The sequence below is a fragment of the Streptomyces sp. NPDC051207 genome, from assembly GCF_040682395.1.
Lineage (GTDB): Bacteria > Actinomycetota > Actinomycetes > Streptomycetales > Streptomycetaceae > Streptomyces.
Window position 1 is genome coordinate 15,931 of record NZ_JBFBAX010000013.1, and the last position, 13,345, is coordinate 29,275.

The following is a 13,345-nucleotide window of genomic DNA, read 5'->3' on the forward strand; positions in this document are numbered from 1 at the left end:
GGTCACGGCCGGCGGAACCCGGCGCCGGTCAGCACCTTCTGTCCCTCGGCGGACCTGACGAGGGCGATGAAGGCCTTCGCCGCCTCGGGGTTGGGCGCGTTCTTCAGCCGGGCGATGGGGCAGTCGTTGACGGCCTTGGCGGATTCCGGGAATGCCACGCCGTCCACCTTGTCACCCGCGGCCCGCACGTCCGTCTTGTACACGACGGCGGCGTCCGCCTCTCTCAGCTCGACCTTCGTCAGGGCGCTCTTGACGTCCTGCTCGTACGACACCGGCGTGAGCTTCAGGCCGCCGGCGTCCAGGGCGGTCCGCGCGGCGGCGCCACACGGCACCGACGTGTCGCACAGGACGACCTTGAGGCCGGGCCGGGTGAGGTCTTTGAGGGAGGAGATCCGGTCGGGGTTGCCGGGCAGGGTGGCGATCTCCAGCTGGTTGCGGGCGAAGGTGACGGGGGTGCCCGCCACGTCGCCGTGGTCCGCGACGATCTCCATCGTCTTGGTGCCGGCGGCGGCGAAGACGTCCGCGGGTGCCCCGCCCGTGATGCTCGCGGCCAGGGAGTCGCTGCCGCCGAAGCTGAACGTGACCTCCGTGCCCGGGTGGTCCTTCTCGAACCGCTCGCCCAGCGTCGTGAAGCTCTCCCGCAGCGAGGCGGCGGCGAAGACGGTGACGGTACCGGACACCTTCCCGCCGGAGGAGGCCCGGTCCGGTGACCCGGCGGGGGAGCAGGCGCCGAGCGCCAGCAGCGCGGCGGCTCCCGCGCCGCCCATCCTCAGGGCGCGGCGGGTCCGGCGCGCGGTTCGCGTCGTCACGGGGGCACTCCCTCTCGTACCTGGCGTGTCTCTGGTCACGGAAGGCGCCGCAGGGCCGGGCGCCGACCGTGGGGCGCAGCGTCCTTCCGTCGTGAGGACGATACTCCCGCAGATGCCAGGCAGAAGTCACCTGTCGTATCGCATGAGCGGAGGACTCGTGCGATACAGGTGGCATGTGCGTTTCTATAGAAGCTGCTGGGGGTGGTCGCTGCCGACCGGGAGGGGGTGCCGGGTCACGTGCGGTCGATATGGACGTTTGTCGACTTCACGCGGGCCGTGGCCTCCATGCCGACCTCCAGGCCGAGTTCTTCGACGGCCTCCCGGGTGAGCAGGGAGACGAGCCGGTGCGGGCCGGCCTGGATCTCGACCTGGGCGGCGACGTCGCCGAGCTTGATCGCGGTGACGATGCCGGGGAAGGCGTTGCGGACGGAGGTGTACGGGGTGTCCTCCTCGGCGCCGCCCGCCTTGGCGAGTTCGACCGAGAACGCGGCCAGGTCCCGTCCGTCGATGAGGCGTCGCCCGCTGTCGTCGCGGTGGGTGGTCATCCGGCCGGCGTCCGCCCAGCGGCGCGCGGTGTCGGGGCTGACGCCGAGCAGCCGTGCCGCCTGGCCGATCGTGTAGGACTCCATGCGGTCACGATAGAGGGGCGGGCCGGCCGCGCTGTGCGTCCGCCGGGGGCGCGGTGCTGGCGCGGATCATCAGCTCGGTGCCCAGTTCGACGCGCGACGCGTCGGGCTGTTCGCCGCGGCCCAGCCCCAGCACCGTACGGACGGCGAGCCTGCCCATGTCGGCGAGGGGCTGGCGCACGGTGGTCAGCGGGGGAGCCGACCAGCGGACCTCGGGCAGGTCGTCGAAGCCGACCACGCTCATGTCCTGCGGCACCCTGAGCCCGCGTCTGCGCAGGGCCTCGATCGCGCCGAGCGCCATCTGGTCGCTGGCCGCGAACAGGGCGGTGGGCGGTGCGGGAAGGTCCAGCAGGGTCGTGCAGCCGGTGAAGCCGGACTCGGGCCGGAAGTCGCCGGGCACGATCAGGGACCCGTCCACGGCGATGCCGACGCCCTCCAGGGCGGCCCGGTAGCCGTCCAGCCGGGCGCGGGAGCACAGCAGCCGGGACGGCCCGGCGATCATGCCGATCCTGCGGTGGCCCAGGGAGAGCAGGTGGGTGGTGGCCGCGAGGCCGCCGGACCAGTTGGCGGCGCCGATGGCCGGTACGTCCAGGGCGGGGGAGCCGGCCGGGTCGATGACCACCACCGGGACGCCGAGCACCCCCAGTTCCTCGTACAGGCCCGGCTCCAGCGCGGAGGTGACGAGGACGACGCCGTCGGAGGCGCGGGCGCGCAGGTTGCGCAGCCATTCGCGGGCGGCGCCGGAGCGGCCGTGGATCGCCGACACGACGGTGCCGGCCCCGGACGCGTGGGCGGCCTCCTCGACGCCGCGCAGGATCTCCACGGCCCAGGGATTGCCGAGGTCGTGGAAGACCAGGTCGAGCAGGGCGGCGCGGGCGGGGGAGGCGGCGGGGCGCCTGCGGTAGCCGTGCCTGCGCAGCAGGTCCTCGACGCGGGCGCGGGTCTGCGGCGACACGTCGGACCGGCCGTTGACGACGCGGGAGACGGTCGGGACGGAGACCCCGGCCCGGCGGGCGATCTCCGTGATGGTGACCTTGCCGCGGTGCTGCGCGGTCCCCTCGGCGCCGGCCTCGCCTGCTGCCACTTCCCACCTCCGTCGACGGGTTCCGCGACGGCCGCTCACCATGCGGCGGGCCGCGGAACTTCCAGGAGTCTTCCGGAAGACGGGCGCCCGTGGGAAGGAGCACGTCCGGGAGGCCGTACCGCGGCGGGGCGGCGCGTGCCCGACCGCCGGGCGCGGGTCCGGCACGCGGCGCTACGGTCGGTGACCGGGCCCGGACATGCGTCAGGGCCGGTTCGCAGTGGTCTGCGGACCGGCCCGTCGTGTCTGCGGACGGCGTCGCGCCGCCCGTGGTGCCCTCCGTGGACAGCGGGACGCGCCGCCCGTGGTGCTCTCAGACGGCGGTCGCGATCCGGCGGACGTCCGGACGGTGCGGGGCGATGATCTGGCCGTCGGGCAGGAGCTCACCGGTGTCCTCGAAGAGCACGACGCCGTTGCACAGCAGGCTCCATCCCTGTTCCGGGTGGTGCGCCACGAGACGGGCGGACTCCCGGTCGGCGGAGTGGGCTGAGGGACACGGTGGCTGGTGCTGGCACATGGGTTGGTTCTCTCGTCGGGTGTCGGTGGAGTGTGCTGGCGATTCTGTCCTGCGGCGTGAAGAGTCGTTCATGGCCGCCCCCCGTTTTTTGACAAGTCGGTCGGATCCCAGTGTTGCCCCACGGACGCCATTCCGCAGGGATTTCGCGGCACCACTTCTCACAGGTTCATGACGCGTCACCCGCCCGGACGGTTCAGCCCAACTGGGCAGTCCCTTCGGGTGGTTCGCCGTGGTCGGTTGGGGCTAGTCCGGTCGGGCAACGGGCTTCGAGCCGCTCGTATGCGCAAGGCAATGCTCGCGCGAGCGGGGAAGTGCTCGCGTGAGTCACGGCCCGCCGAGGAGCACCGAACGCTGAGCGGGAAACGCTCGCGGCAGCCCGCCGAAAACAGAAACGTACCCCGCCGCCCGGAATGCGGCGACGGGGTACGCGGTGCCTGCTGCGTCACACGGTCCGGCGATCCGGCGCCCGGACCCCCGGGGCGGTCAGGCCGTCGGCCTCAGCAGCCGTGACGGAGTGGCGCGGCTGGTCAGCACCGGGAGCAGGTCGGCGACCCGGTACGGACTGTGAGCCGCGATGCCGGGCGGCGCGGGTGCGAGCGGCACGAGCAGATCGCCCGGGGCCGGGTGGCCGGTGCCCGCGTCGGCGGTGCAGTCGCCGTGCAGCCACAGCGTCAGCATGTACAGGCTCGGCAGCGACAGCAGGCGCGGCTGATACGGCTGCGGCACGGACTCGGCCTGTCGCAGCGCCCGCTCGGTGGAGCTGACGTAGGGGCCCTCGAAGAAGTGGGAGAAGGCCCAGCCGTCGGGGGTCAGCATGGTCTCCGCCGCGGCCACGGCGTGGTCGCCGCAGCGGATGAGGAAGCGCCACCCGGTCAGCCTGGTGGCGGAGGCGCCCTCGGCGGTGATCCGGTCGAGGACGTGCACCGGCAGGGGCAGTTCGGGGGTGGCCGGGCCCTGGGCGTTGCGCAGGGACGGGGTGCGGGCCTCGCGGAGAGCGCTGGGCGAGCCGAGTGCGGTGAGGACGGTGCGCAGGGCGGGGGCGGGAGCCGGGGGGACATGCAGCGGCATGATGGGTCGCCTCTCATGAGAAGGCACGGTGACGCGAGGGCGTGGGCGGACGACGCTGTCAGCACAAGGACGTCAGAGAGGCAGGGGCCGGGTCTGTGCGCGAGGTGGTGGCTGAGGCCTGCCGCACATCACCCTGGCGGCAGGATCTCGCGACCGTGGGCGCCAACCTTCTGCCTTGTGCGCGGAGTTTATACGACGCTTGTTCACGCGGTGTTTCGGCTAGCCGTTTTGAGGCCGCGGAACAAGGGTACATTCGGACGACGATACGCGAAAAGAATCCCGATTCCCGGGTGGTCGTGCGGCGATGACCTCGGGAAAGGACCGCCGAGCGGTCGGCCAATTGTCGTTGGCGTTTTTCACGAGTTCGCGGCGTGCCGTTCCGGCGGTCCGTCATGCCCCGTGAATGTGCCGGGGGCCACAGTCGACCAGAGTAGCGGTCACCGGGCCCGCGCGGGACGTTATCGATCGCGTCGTCTGGGCATCATCCCACGTGACCCTGGACGCCGGCGGCCGATCGTCGGCCCGCCCATCCGAGGAAGGACGGTTCGATGGGGGAGAAGGTCGCGGCAGGCCAGTTCGACCTGTCCGATCGGCAGCACTACCGCGACAAGCTCCGGCAGTGTCTGACGGGCCTCGAGCGACTGCTGGAGGAGAAGCGGTTCGACCGCCCCAAGAACCTCATGGGGCTGGAGATCGAGCTGAATCTCGTGGGTGCCGACGGTATGCCCAAAATGCTGAATGCGCAGGTCCTGGAGCGCATCGCCAGCCGTGATTTCCAAACCGAACTCGCCATGTTCAACCTGGAAGTCAACATCGCCCCGCACCGGCTCGGCGGCCGGGTTTTCGACCGGCTCGCCGAGGAACTCCGCACGTCGCTGGCCTATGCCCACCGAAAGGCCGGGGAGGTGGACGCGGGAATCGTGATGATCGGCATCCTGCCGACCCTCGACCGCGACGACCTGGTGTCCTCCAACCTCTCCGACGTGGATCGCTACGCCCTGCTCAACGACCAGATCGTGGCGGCCCGCGGCGAGGACTTCACACTGGACATTTCCGGGGTCGAGAGCCTCAGGTGCACCTCGCGGTCCATCGCGCCCGAGGCCGCCTGCACATCCGTACAGCTGCACCTGCAAGTCACGCCGAACCGTTTCTCCGATGTGTGGAACGCGGCCCAGGCCGTCGCCGCCGCCCAGATCGCCGTCGGCGCCAACTCGCCGTTCCTGTTCGGCCGCGAGCTGTGGCGGGAGTCCAGGCCGCCGCTGTTCCAGCAGTCCACCGACACCCGGCCGCCCGAGCTGCAGGCCCAGGGGGTCCGGCCGCGCACCTGGTTCGGGGAGCGCTGGATCTCCTCCGCGCACGACCTCTTCGAGGAGAACCTGCGCTACTTCCCGGCGCTGCTGCCGATCTGCGACGACGAGGACCCGCTCGAGGTCCTGGACGCGGGCGGCGTCCCCAAACTCGCCGAACTCGTCCTGCACAACGGCACCGTCTACCGCTGGAACCGCCCGGTCTACGGCATCGCCGACGGCGTCCCGCACCTGCGCGTCGAGAACCGCGTCCTGCCCGCGGGCCCGACCATCACCGACGTGATCGCCAACGCCGCGTTCTACTACGGCCTGGTGCGCGCCCTCGCCGAGGACGCCCGGCCGGTGTGGACGCGGATGCCGTTCGAGGCCGCCGCCGCCAACTTCGACGCCGCGTGCCGGCACGGCATCGACGCGCGCCTGACGTGGCCCCGGCGCGGCCGGTACGCCGGTACGCACGAGGTCGACGCCGTCACCCTGGTCCGCGACGAACTGCTGCCGCTCGCCGAGGCCGGCCTCGCCGCGTGGGGCATCGAGCCCGCCGACCGCGACCGGTACCTGGGCGTGATCGAGGAGCGCTGCCGGCGCCGGGTCAACGGCGCGACGTGGCAGACGGCCACCTTCCACAAGGCCCTCGCCTCCGGCCTGTCCAGGGAGGCCGCGCTGGCCGCGACGACGCGGCGCTACTACGAGCTGATGCACCAGGGCGACCCTGTGCACACCTGGCCCGTGGGGCTGCCGGAGCCGGTGACGACGGCCTGACCTCCGGCCGCCGGGCGGATCCTCCGGACCCGCCGGTGCTCGCCTCATACTGATCCGGCAAGCTGTGACGTCCCAGGACGGCGCCGTGCTACGCAGCGGTGTCCCTCGCTGCCGAGGCGGTCCCGGGGCCGGAGGAGTCGAGTGGAGGCTGGCGTGCAGGCGCAGGACGGCCCGGTGGCCGCATCACATCCCGGGGAGCGGCTGCCCCGGCGGACGCTCCGCTCGGAGACGCTGCTGGTGCTGGCCCTGTCGCTCGGCGCGAGCGGTGTGTCCGCGCTGATCAGCTTCGTCGGCTCGGTGACGAAGCCGGGCGGCCTCAAGGACCAGGCGGCGACGCTCAACGCCTCGGCCGCGCCGGGCCGTCCCTGGCTGGACCTCGCCTGGCAGCTGTTCGGCATCACCACCGCGCTGGTGCCCGTCGCGCTCGTCGCGCACTTCCTGCTGCGCGAGGGCCGGGGCCTGCGCGTCATCGGCTTCGACCGCACCCGCCCCTGGCCCGACCTGGGCCGCGGCGCCGCCATCGCGGCGGTCATCGGCAGCACGGGCATCGCCTTCTACCTCCTCGCGCGCGGCGCCGGCTTCAACCTCACCGTGGTGCCCGAGGCGCTGCCCGACGTGTGGTGGAAGTACCCCGTCCTGATCCTCTCCGCGATGCAGAACTCGGTCCTGGAGGAAGTGATCGTCGTCGGCTATCTGCTGCGCAGGCTCGGGCAGCTGGGCTGGACGCCGGGAGCCGCGCTGGCGGCCAGCTCCGTGCTGCGCGGCTCCTACCACCTCTACCAGGGCATCGGCGGCTTCATCGGCAACCTGGTCATGGGCGTGGTCTTCGTGTACCTGTACCGCCGCTGGGGCCGCGTCGGCCCCCTGGTGGTGGCGCACGCGCTGCTCGACATCGGGGCCTTCGTCGGCTACGCGCTGCTGGCGGGCAGGGTGGACTGGCTCCCCACGGCGTGAAGTCGCCGTCCGGGGGCGTACGGCGTGGCCGTACGCCCCTCTGGGGGTGGCTAGGCGCGCAGCTCGCCGTCGATGACCGTGACCGCGTGCCCGGTCAGCAGCGTGCGGTCGCCGCGCAGCTCGGTGCGGACGTGGCCGGGGCGGGACGAGGCCTGGAGGCCGGTGAGGACGGACCGGCCCAGGCGGGGCGACCAGAACGGGGCCAGGGCCGTGTGGGCGCTGCCGGTGACCGGGTCCTCGTCGATGCCGATGTTCGGGAAGAAGCAGCGGGAGACGAAGTCGTGGCCCCGGGCCGGGTCCTCCGCGCGGGCGGTGGCGATGAGGCCGCGCTCGGAGAAGGCACCGAGGGCCCGGTGGTCCGGGGTCAGGCCGTGGACCGTCTTCTCGTCGGCGAGTTCGACGAGCAGGTCGCCGACGTTCGGGCCGGTGTCGAAAGCGGCGCGCGGCTCGGCGCCCAGGGCCTCGGCGACCCCGGCCGGGAGGTCGACCGGGGTGAGCGGGGCGGTCGGGAAGTCCAGGGTGATCGAGCCGTCCTCGCCGGGGGTGGCGACGAGGACGCCGCTGAGGGTGGCGAACCGCACCGGGCCCTCGTGGGCGCCCGTGGCACGCAGGACGTGGGCGGTGGCGAGCGTGGCGTGCCCGCACATCGCGACCTCGGCGGCGGGCGTGAACCAGCGCAGCGCCCAGTCGGCCTCGCCGCCCGCGGGCAGGCGGTGGGCGAACGCCGTCTCGGCGTGGTTGACCTCGCGGGCCACCTTCTGCAGCCAGTCGTCGGCGGGGAAGGCGTCGAGCAGCAGGACGCCGGCGGGGTTCCCGGCGAAGGGACGGTCGGTGAAGGCGTCGACGATGTGAATGCGCATGCCAGGACGCTAAGGGCTCCGGGAAGCCGCGGGCCAAGGCCAATACCGGAGTGCTGGCCCCCTTTCGAGAGCAGGGGGAAGCAATGCCCGCAACGGCTGCGCAAGGCGGCGCGCGGTCTTGCTGGAAATATGGCGTGATCTCCTCCGCAAGGAGGAGATTCGGCCACGGGACGTCCACTTCCCGTGGGACGCGAAGATGCTTCCCGCCGGGGATGCCCCCGACCCGGCGCGGTTGATGGGGTGGGCGAGTGCACCCTCCTTTCCCCCGGCAGCCCGCTTCCGAGCAGGGCGTACCGCGTTCCGGCAACGATGCCGGGCTGAGCGACGAGCTGGCCGCGGTGGTCGGTGGCGCGCGCCGCAGGGCACTCCGGGACGGTGACCGCCAGATCGACACGGCCCACCTGCTGCACTCGCTCCTGGAGCTCGACGTCGGCGTGCGGGCCGTCTTCGGTGAAGGGCCGCGCACAGCGCGGCTGCTCGGCTACCTCGTGCAGCGCAGCATCGGCTACGGGCTGCGCTGGCAGAGCGGGGTGGAGGATTCCGGTGCCGTACCCGCCGCCACGGACACCGAGGGGTTCTCGCCGCTCGCGGCCGGTGCCATGGAGTACGCCCGGGACCGTGCCGTGCAGCGGGGCGCCCGGCGCGCCCGGGGTGTGGACCTGCTCGCCGCGATCGTCATGGACCCGCGGTCGCGGGCCGTCGAGGTGCTGGCACGCGCCGGGATCGACCCGGTGCAGGTTTTCGCGCGGATCGACAAGTACGCGGGCGGGCCGGTCGTGGGCGCGGAAGGTGCCGGCCCATACGCGGAGGAGCCCGTCACGGAGGCGGAAAGGGGCGGCAGGCCCGCCGAGGAGCCCGTCACGGGTGGCGACACCGCCCTGGAGCCCTCGTAGCCCGCAGACCGGTTCCGGTGGCCGGTGAGGAAGCTGCGACCGTTCCCGGCGTCCAGCCGGCCGGCCGTTCGACCGTCCAGCCATTGAGACAGGTGTCTACAGGGGTGACGCTCCTGTCGTCGCCTGTCATCATGTGCCGGTGCATACGTCTGAGAGCAGTCGGGGCAGCCGTGGAAAGGGCATGGGCCTCGGCCTCGCGCTCGCGTCCGCCGTCGCCTTCGGGGGATCGGGAGTCGCGGCCAAGCCGCTGATCGAGGCGGGCCTCGACCCGCTGCACGTGGTGTGGCTGCGGGTCGCGGGCGCGGCCCTCGTGATGCTGCCGCTCGCCGTGCGCCACCGCGCGCTGCTGCGCCGCCGCCCCGGACTGCTCGCCGGGTTCGGGCTGCTGGCCGTGGCCGGGGTCCAGGCCTGCTACTTCGCCGCGATATCCCGCATCCCCGTGGGTGTCGCCCTGCTGGTCGAGTACCTGGCGCCCGCGCTCGTGCTCGGCTGGGTGAGGTTCGTGCAGCGTCGGCCGGTGACGCGTGCCGCCGCCCTCGGCGTGGTCCTCGCGGTCGGCGGACTCGCCTGCGTCGTGGAGGTCTGGGCGGGCCTCAGCTTCGACGCCCTCGGGCTGCTGCTCGCGCTCGGCGCGGCCTGCTGCCAGGTCGGCTACTTCGTCCTGTCCGACCAGGGCAGCGACGCCGGCGACGAGGCACCCGACCCGCTCGGCGTCATCGCGTACGGCCTGCTGGTCGGGGCCGCCGTCCTGACCGCGGTCGCCCGCCCCTGGAGCATGGACTGGGAGCTGCTCGCGGACTCGGCCGACATGGACGGCACGCCGGTCGCCGTCGCGCTGCTGCTGTCCTGGATCGTCCTCGTCGCCACGGTCCTCGCGTACGTCACCGGCGTCGTCTCGGTGCGCCGGCTCTCGCCGCAGATCGCGGGCGTCGTCGCCTGCCTGGAGGCGGTCATCGCCACCATCCTCGCCTGGGTGCTGCTCGGCGAGCACCTGTCGGCGCCGCAGCTCGTGGGCGGGGCGGTCGTGCTGGCCGGCGCGTTCATCGCGCAGTCCTCGACGCCCGGCAAAGGCTCCGGGGGACCGGTCGCGGGCGGCGGCGCCGAAAGGGAGTTGTCCGCCCGGGGAACGGCCGCCTAGGGTGCTGATCATGCATGCGAACACGCTCGTCCTCCCGCCTCCGGCCGCCTGAGGCGGGCCCTCCGGAAACCGAGCCCGGCGTCTCGCCGGGCCGGACGGTGCTGCCCGCAGACGAAGTCCGCGGACCCCGCCCAGCGGCGGTCCCTTCCGAACTTCCGCGCGTCCCGTGACGTCCGCGTGGCTCGCGCATCTGCGGAGAGAAAACGTGTCGAATGCCGTTTCCGGCCTGCCCGTCGGGCGAGGCCTGCTGTATCTGATCGTCGCCGGAGCCGCCTGGGGCACCGCGGGCGCCGCCGCCTCGCTGGTCTACCGCACCAGCGACATGGGCCCCGTCGCCCTGTCGTTCTGGCGCTGCGCCACCGGGCTCGTCCTGCTGTTCGCCGCCCGGCTGCCGCGCCGCCGCCCTCGTACCGCCGCGGCCGGACCGCTCGGCCGCAGGGTGCGGCGCGCCTGCGTCACGGGTGTCGGGCTCGCCGTGTTCCAGACGTCCTACTTCTCGGCCGTGGAGGCGACCGGCCTCGCCGTCGCCACCGTCGTCACGCTCGGCGCGGGCCCCGTGCTCATCGCGCTCGGGGCGCGGCTGACGCTGGGGGAGCGGCTCGGCCGCGGCGGGCTCGCCGCCGTCGCCGGGGCGCTCGCCGGGCTCGCCGTGCTCGTCCTCGGCGGCGAGGGCACCACCGTCGGCCCGTGGGGCGTGCTGCTCGCGCTGCTGTCGGCGGCCGGGTACAGCGCGATGACGCTGGTCACGCGCCGGTGGGGGCGCGACGGCGGGGCGGACGCCGCCGCCACCTCCGTCGGGGCGTTCGCGGTGACGAGCCTGTGTCTGCTGCCGTTCGCCCTCGCCGAGGGGATCCTCCCGCACACGGCCGAACCGGCCCGCCTGGTGGGGCTGCTGGCCTACATCGCCGCCGTGCCCACGGCGCTGGCCTACGGCCTGTACTTCGCGGGCGCGGCCGTCGTACGGTCGGCCACCGTGTCCGTGATCATGCTGCTGGAGCCGGTGAGCGCGGCCGTGCTGGCCGTGGTCCTGCTCGGAGAACACCTCACGGCGGCCACCCTGGCCGGGACGCTGCTGCTGCTCGCCTCGGTCACCGGGCTCGCCGCGACGGAGGCGAGGGACGCCCGCACCCGTGGCGAACAGCCCGCGCCGGCATGACGGCCGGGGCCGCGGGGCCTTCCCGGTGAGGGCCTCGCGGCCCCGGTGTCGTCACCGGGTCGCCAGGTAGTCGGGCAGTTCGGTGCCGGGTGCCAGGCCGGGGTCGGGGACCGGGGCGTCGTAGCCCTTGCGGAGCGGGACGACGCCCGCCCAGTGCGGGAGGGAGAGGTCCTCGGGCTCGTCGTTCACGCCGCCCGTGCGGAGCTTGGCGGAGACCTCGCGGAGGTCGAGGCGGATCACGGCGGTGGCGGCCAGTTCCTTCTTGTTGGCCGGGCGCGAGTCGGCGGCGCGGCCCGGTACGACGTGGTCGACCAGCGCGTCCAGGGCCTGCCGCTTCTCCTCCGGGTCCGTCACGTCGTACGCGACGCCGTGCACCACCACGGAGCGGTAGTTGATCGAGTGGTGGAAGGCCGAGCGGGCGAGGACCAGCCCGTCGACGTGCGTCACCGTCAGGCAGACCGGCAGCCCCGGGTCGGCCTGGCCGGCCGCCCGCAGCGGGCGCGAGCCCGTCGAGCCGTGCACGTACAGCCGCTCGCCGACCCGGGCGTACAGCGTGGGCAGCACGACCGGCGCGCCGTCGCGGACGAAGCCCAGATGGCAGACGTACCCCTCGTCGAGTATCGCGTGCACCAGGTCCTTGTCGTAGCGGGCCCGGTCCGCGGAGCGGGTGGGGACCGTGCGGTCGGTCGGCGAGTAGGCGGCGGGCCGCGACGGCGGCTGCGTGGTCCCCTGCATGACGGCTCTCCATTGCACTAGTGCATACTTGAGTTTGTGCTAGGAGACTATCGGATCACTGGGCGGCGTGCGGCCGACATTTCCGCGAGCATCGAGCGCGCGGTGGGAGCGGGCGAGCTGCGGCCCGGCCAACTGCTGCCGCCGATGCGGGAGTTGGCGGCCGACCTGGGCGTGAACCCCAACACGGTCGCGGCGGCGTACCGCACGCTGCGCGAGCGCGGGGTCATCGAGACGGCCGGACGGCGGGGGAGCAGGGTGCGTCCCGCGCCGGCCACGACCGGGCGTGACCACATCCGGGTGGACGTGCCCGAGGGCGTGCGCGACCTGTCGAGCGGCAACCCGGACCCCGCGCTGCTGCCGCCCCTGGAACGGGCGCTGGCGGCAGCGGCGGCCGACGGCGACCGGGCGCCCGTCCTGTACGGCGCGGACGCCGTGGACCCGGAGCTGGCGCGGCTCGCGCGGGCCGCGCTCGCCGCCGACGGCGTGCCCGACGGACCGCTCGCCGTCGTCTCCGGTTCCCTCGACGCCGTGGAGCGGGTCCTCGCCGCGCACCTCAAGCCGGGCGACACCGTCGCCGTCGAGGACCCCGGCTGGGGCCGGACCCTCGACCTCGTCCCGGCCCTCGGGCTGCGGACCGTGCCGGTCGGCATCGACGACGACGGGCCGCGCGCCGAGGACGTACGGCGCGCCCTCGCGGCCGGGGCGCGCGCCCTGATCGTCACGGACCGGGCGCAGAACCCGACCGGCGCCGCGGTGAGCGCCCCACGCGCGCGTGCCCTGCGGGACGTGCTCGCCGAGCACCCCGACACGCTGCTGATCGAGGACGACCACGGCCACGGCATCGTCGACGTGCCGCTGCACCCCCTCGCGGGCGCCACCCGGCACTGGGCGTTCGTGCGCTCGGTGGCCAAGGCCTACGGCCCCGACCTGCGGCTCGCCGTCGTCACCGGCGACGCCGTCACGCTCGACCGGCTCCGGGGGCGGCAGCGGCTCGGGCCCGGCTGGGTGAGCGTGCTCCTGCAACGCGCCGTCGTGCGGCTGTGGGCCGACGGGGCGGTGGACGGGCCGGCGGTGGCGGCGGCGTACGGGCGGCGCCGGGACGCGCTGATCGGCGCGCTCGCCCGGCGCGGGATCGCGGCGCACGGGCGCAGCGGCATGAACGTGTGGGTTCCGGTGCCGGACGAGACCGGCGCCGTCGCCCGCCTCCTGCACGCCGGCTGGGCCGTGTCCCCCGGCGCCCGCTTCCGCATGAGCGCCCCGCCCGGCATCCGCGTCACCGTCTCGACGCTGGCAGAGGACGAGGTGGGAAAACTGGCGGATGCGGTTGCTTCGGCGGTGGGGGGTGCGGTGGGGCGGGGGTATGTGTAGGGGGAATGCGGTGCGGGGAGGGCCCTTTGAGGCCGACCCGCGGCGGCCGTCGCTCCGTGTCCTCGTCCCGGGGA

13 protein-coding genes are annotated in these 13,345 nt (G+C 73.8%); 6 read left to right on the forward strand and 7 right to left on the reverse strand.

Annotation, left to right across the window (positions count from 1 at the left end):
- Positions 1–2: 2 nt before the first annotated feature.
- The 5 genes from modA to AB0M97_RS15275 all read right to left on the reverse strand — a co-directional run bounded on the left by modA (position 3) and on the right by AB0M97_RS15275 (position 4,101).
- Positions 3–767 carry a molybdate ABC transporter substrate-binding protein gene (gene modA / locus AB0M97_RS15255; protein ID WP_365961465.1) on the reverse strand — a complete coding sequence of 255 codons (765 nt, stop codon included), beginning with the start codon at positions 765–767 and terminating at the stop codon, positions 3–5.
- Positions 768–1,042: 275 nt separating this feature from the next.
- Positions 1,043–1,438 (reverse strand): helix-turn-helix transcriptional regulator, encoded by a 396-nt coding sequence (locus AB0M97_RS15260; protein WP_365961322.1) that lies wholly within the window; start codon positions 1,436–1,438, stop codon positions 1,043–1,045.
- Between the two features lie 4 nt (positions 1,439–1,442).
- A complete protein-coding gene (locus AB0M97_RS15265; protein ID WP_365961323.1) occupies positions 1,443–2,519 on the reverse strand; it encodes a substrate-binding domain-containing protein in 1,077 nt (358 codons plus the stop codon).
- A 310-nt stretch (positions 2,520–2,829) separates the two neighbouring features.
- A complete protein-coding gene (locus tag AB0M97_RS15270; RefSeq protein WP_365961324.1) occupies positions 2,830–3,033 on the reverse strand; it encodes a DUF5999 family protein in 204 nt (67 codons plus the stop codon).
- A 483-nt stretch (positions 3,034–3,516) separates the two neighbouring features.
- Positions 3,517–4,101: a hypothetical protein gene (locus AB0M97_RS15275; RefSeq protein WP_365961325.1), complete on the reverse strand. Its 585-nt coding sequence runs from the start codon at positions 4,099–4,101 to the stop codon at positions 3,517–3,519.
- Between the two features lie 548 nt (positions 4,102–4,649).
- On the opposite strand from AB0M97_RS15275, the gene AB0M97_RS15280 reads away from it, so the two are divergent.
- Together AB0M97_RS15280 and AB0M97_RS15285 are read left to right on the forward strand one after the other, a co-directional pair.
- Positions 4,650–6,167, forward strand: coding sequence for a glutamate--cysteine ligase (locus AB0M97_RS15280; RefSeq protein ID WP_365961326.1), 1,518 nt, complete (start codon positions 4,650–4,652; stop codon positions 6,165–6,167).
- Positions 6,168–6,320: 153 nt separating this feature from the next.
- Positions 6,321–7,121 (forward strand): type II CAAX endopeptidase family protein, encoded by an 801-nt coding sequence (locus AB0M97_RS15285; protein WP_365961327.1) that lies wholly within the window; start codon positions 6,321–6,323, stop codon positions 7,119–7,121.
- A gap of 50 nt (positions 7,122–7,171) precedes the next feature.
- On the opposite strand, the gene AB0M97_RS15290 is transcribed toward AB0M97_RS15285, so the two are convergent.
- Positions 7,172–7,981 carry a PhzF family phenazine biosynthesis protein gene (locus tag AB0M97_RS15290; protein ID WP_365961328.1) on the reverse strand — a complete coding sequence of 270 codons (810 nt, stop codon included), beginning with the start codon at positions 7,979–7,981 and terminating at the stop codon, positions 7,172–7,174.
- 248 nt (positions 7,982–8,229) lie between these two features.
- Between AB0M97_RS15290 and AB0M97_RS15295 the strand changes: the two genes are divergently transcribed.
- The 3 genes from AB0M97_RS15295 to AB0M97_RS15305 all read left to right on the forward strand — a co-directional run bounded on the left by AB0M97_RS15295 (position 8,230) and on the right by AB0M97_RS15305 (position 11,168).
- On the forward strand, positions 8,230–8,874 hold the full coding sequence (locus AB0M97_RS15295; RefSeq protein WP_365961329.1) for a Clp protease N-terminal domain-containing protein: 645 nt from the start codon (positions 8,230–8,232) through the stop codon (positions 8,872–8,874).
- A gap of 133 nt (positions 8,875–9,007) precedes the next feature.
- Positions 9,008–10,012: an EamA family transporter gene (locus AB0M97_RS15300; RefSeq protein ID WP_365961330.1), complete on the forward strand. Its 1,005-nt coding sequence runs from the start codon at positions 9,008–9,010 to the stop codon at positions 10,010–10,012.
- A 205-nt stretch (positions 10,013–10,217) separates the two neighbouring features.
- Positions 10,218–11,168, forward strand: coding sequence for an EamA family transporter (locus tag AB0M97_RS15305; RefSeq protein ID WP_365961331.1), 951 nt, complete (start codon positions 10,218–10,220; stop codon positions 11,166–11,168).
- A gap of 51 nt (positions 11,169–11,219) precedes the next feature.
- On the opposite strand, the gene AB0M97_RS15310 is transcribed toward AB0M97_RS15305, so the two are convergent.
- Positions 11,220–11,903, reverse strand: a complete 684-nt coding sequence (locus AB0M97_RS15310) for a pyridoxamine 5'-phosphate oxidase family protein (protein WP_365961332.1) — start codon at positions 11,901–11,903, stop codon at positions 11,220–11,222.
- Positions 11,904–11,939: 36 nt separating this feature from the next.
- Between AB0M97_RS15310 and AB0M97_RS15315 the strand changes: the two genes are divergently transcribed.
- A complete protein-coding gene (locus tag AB0M97_RS15315; RefSeq protein WP_365961333.1) occupies positions 11,940–13,271 on the forward strand; it encodes an aminotransferase class I/II-fold pyridoxal phosphate-dependent enzyme in 1,332 nt (443 codons plus the stop codon).
- The last annotated feature ends 74 nt before the right edge of the window (positions 13,272–13,345 follow it).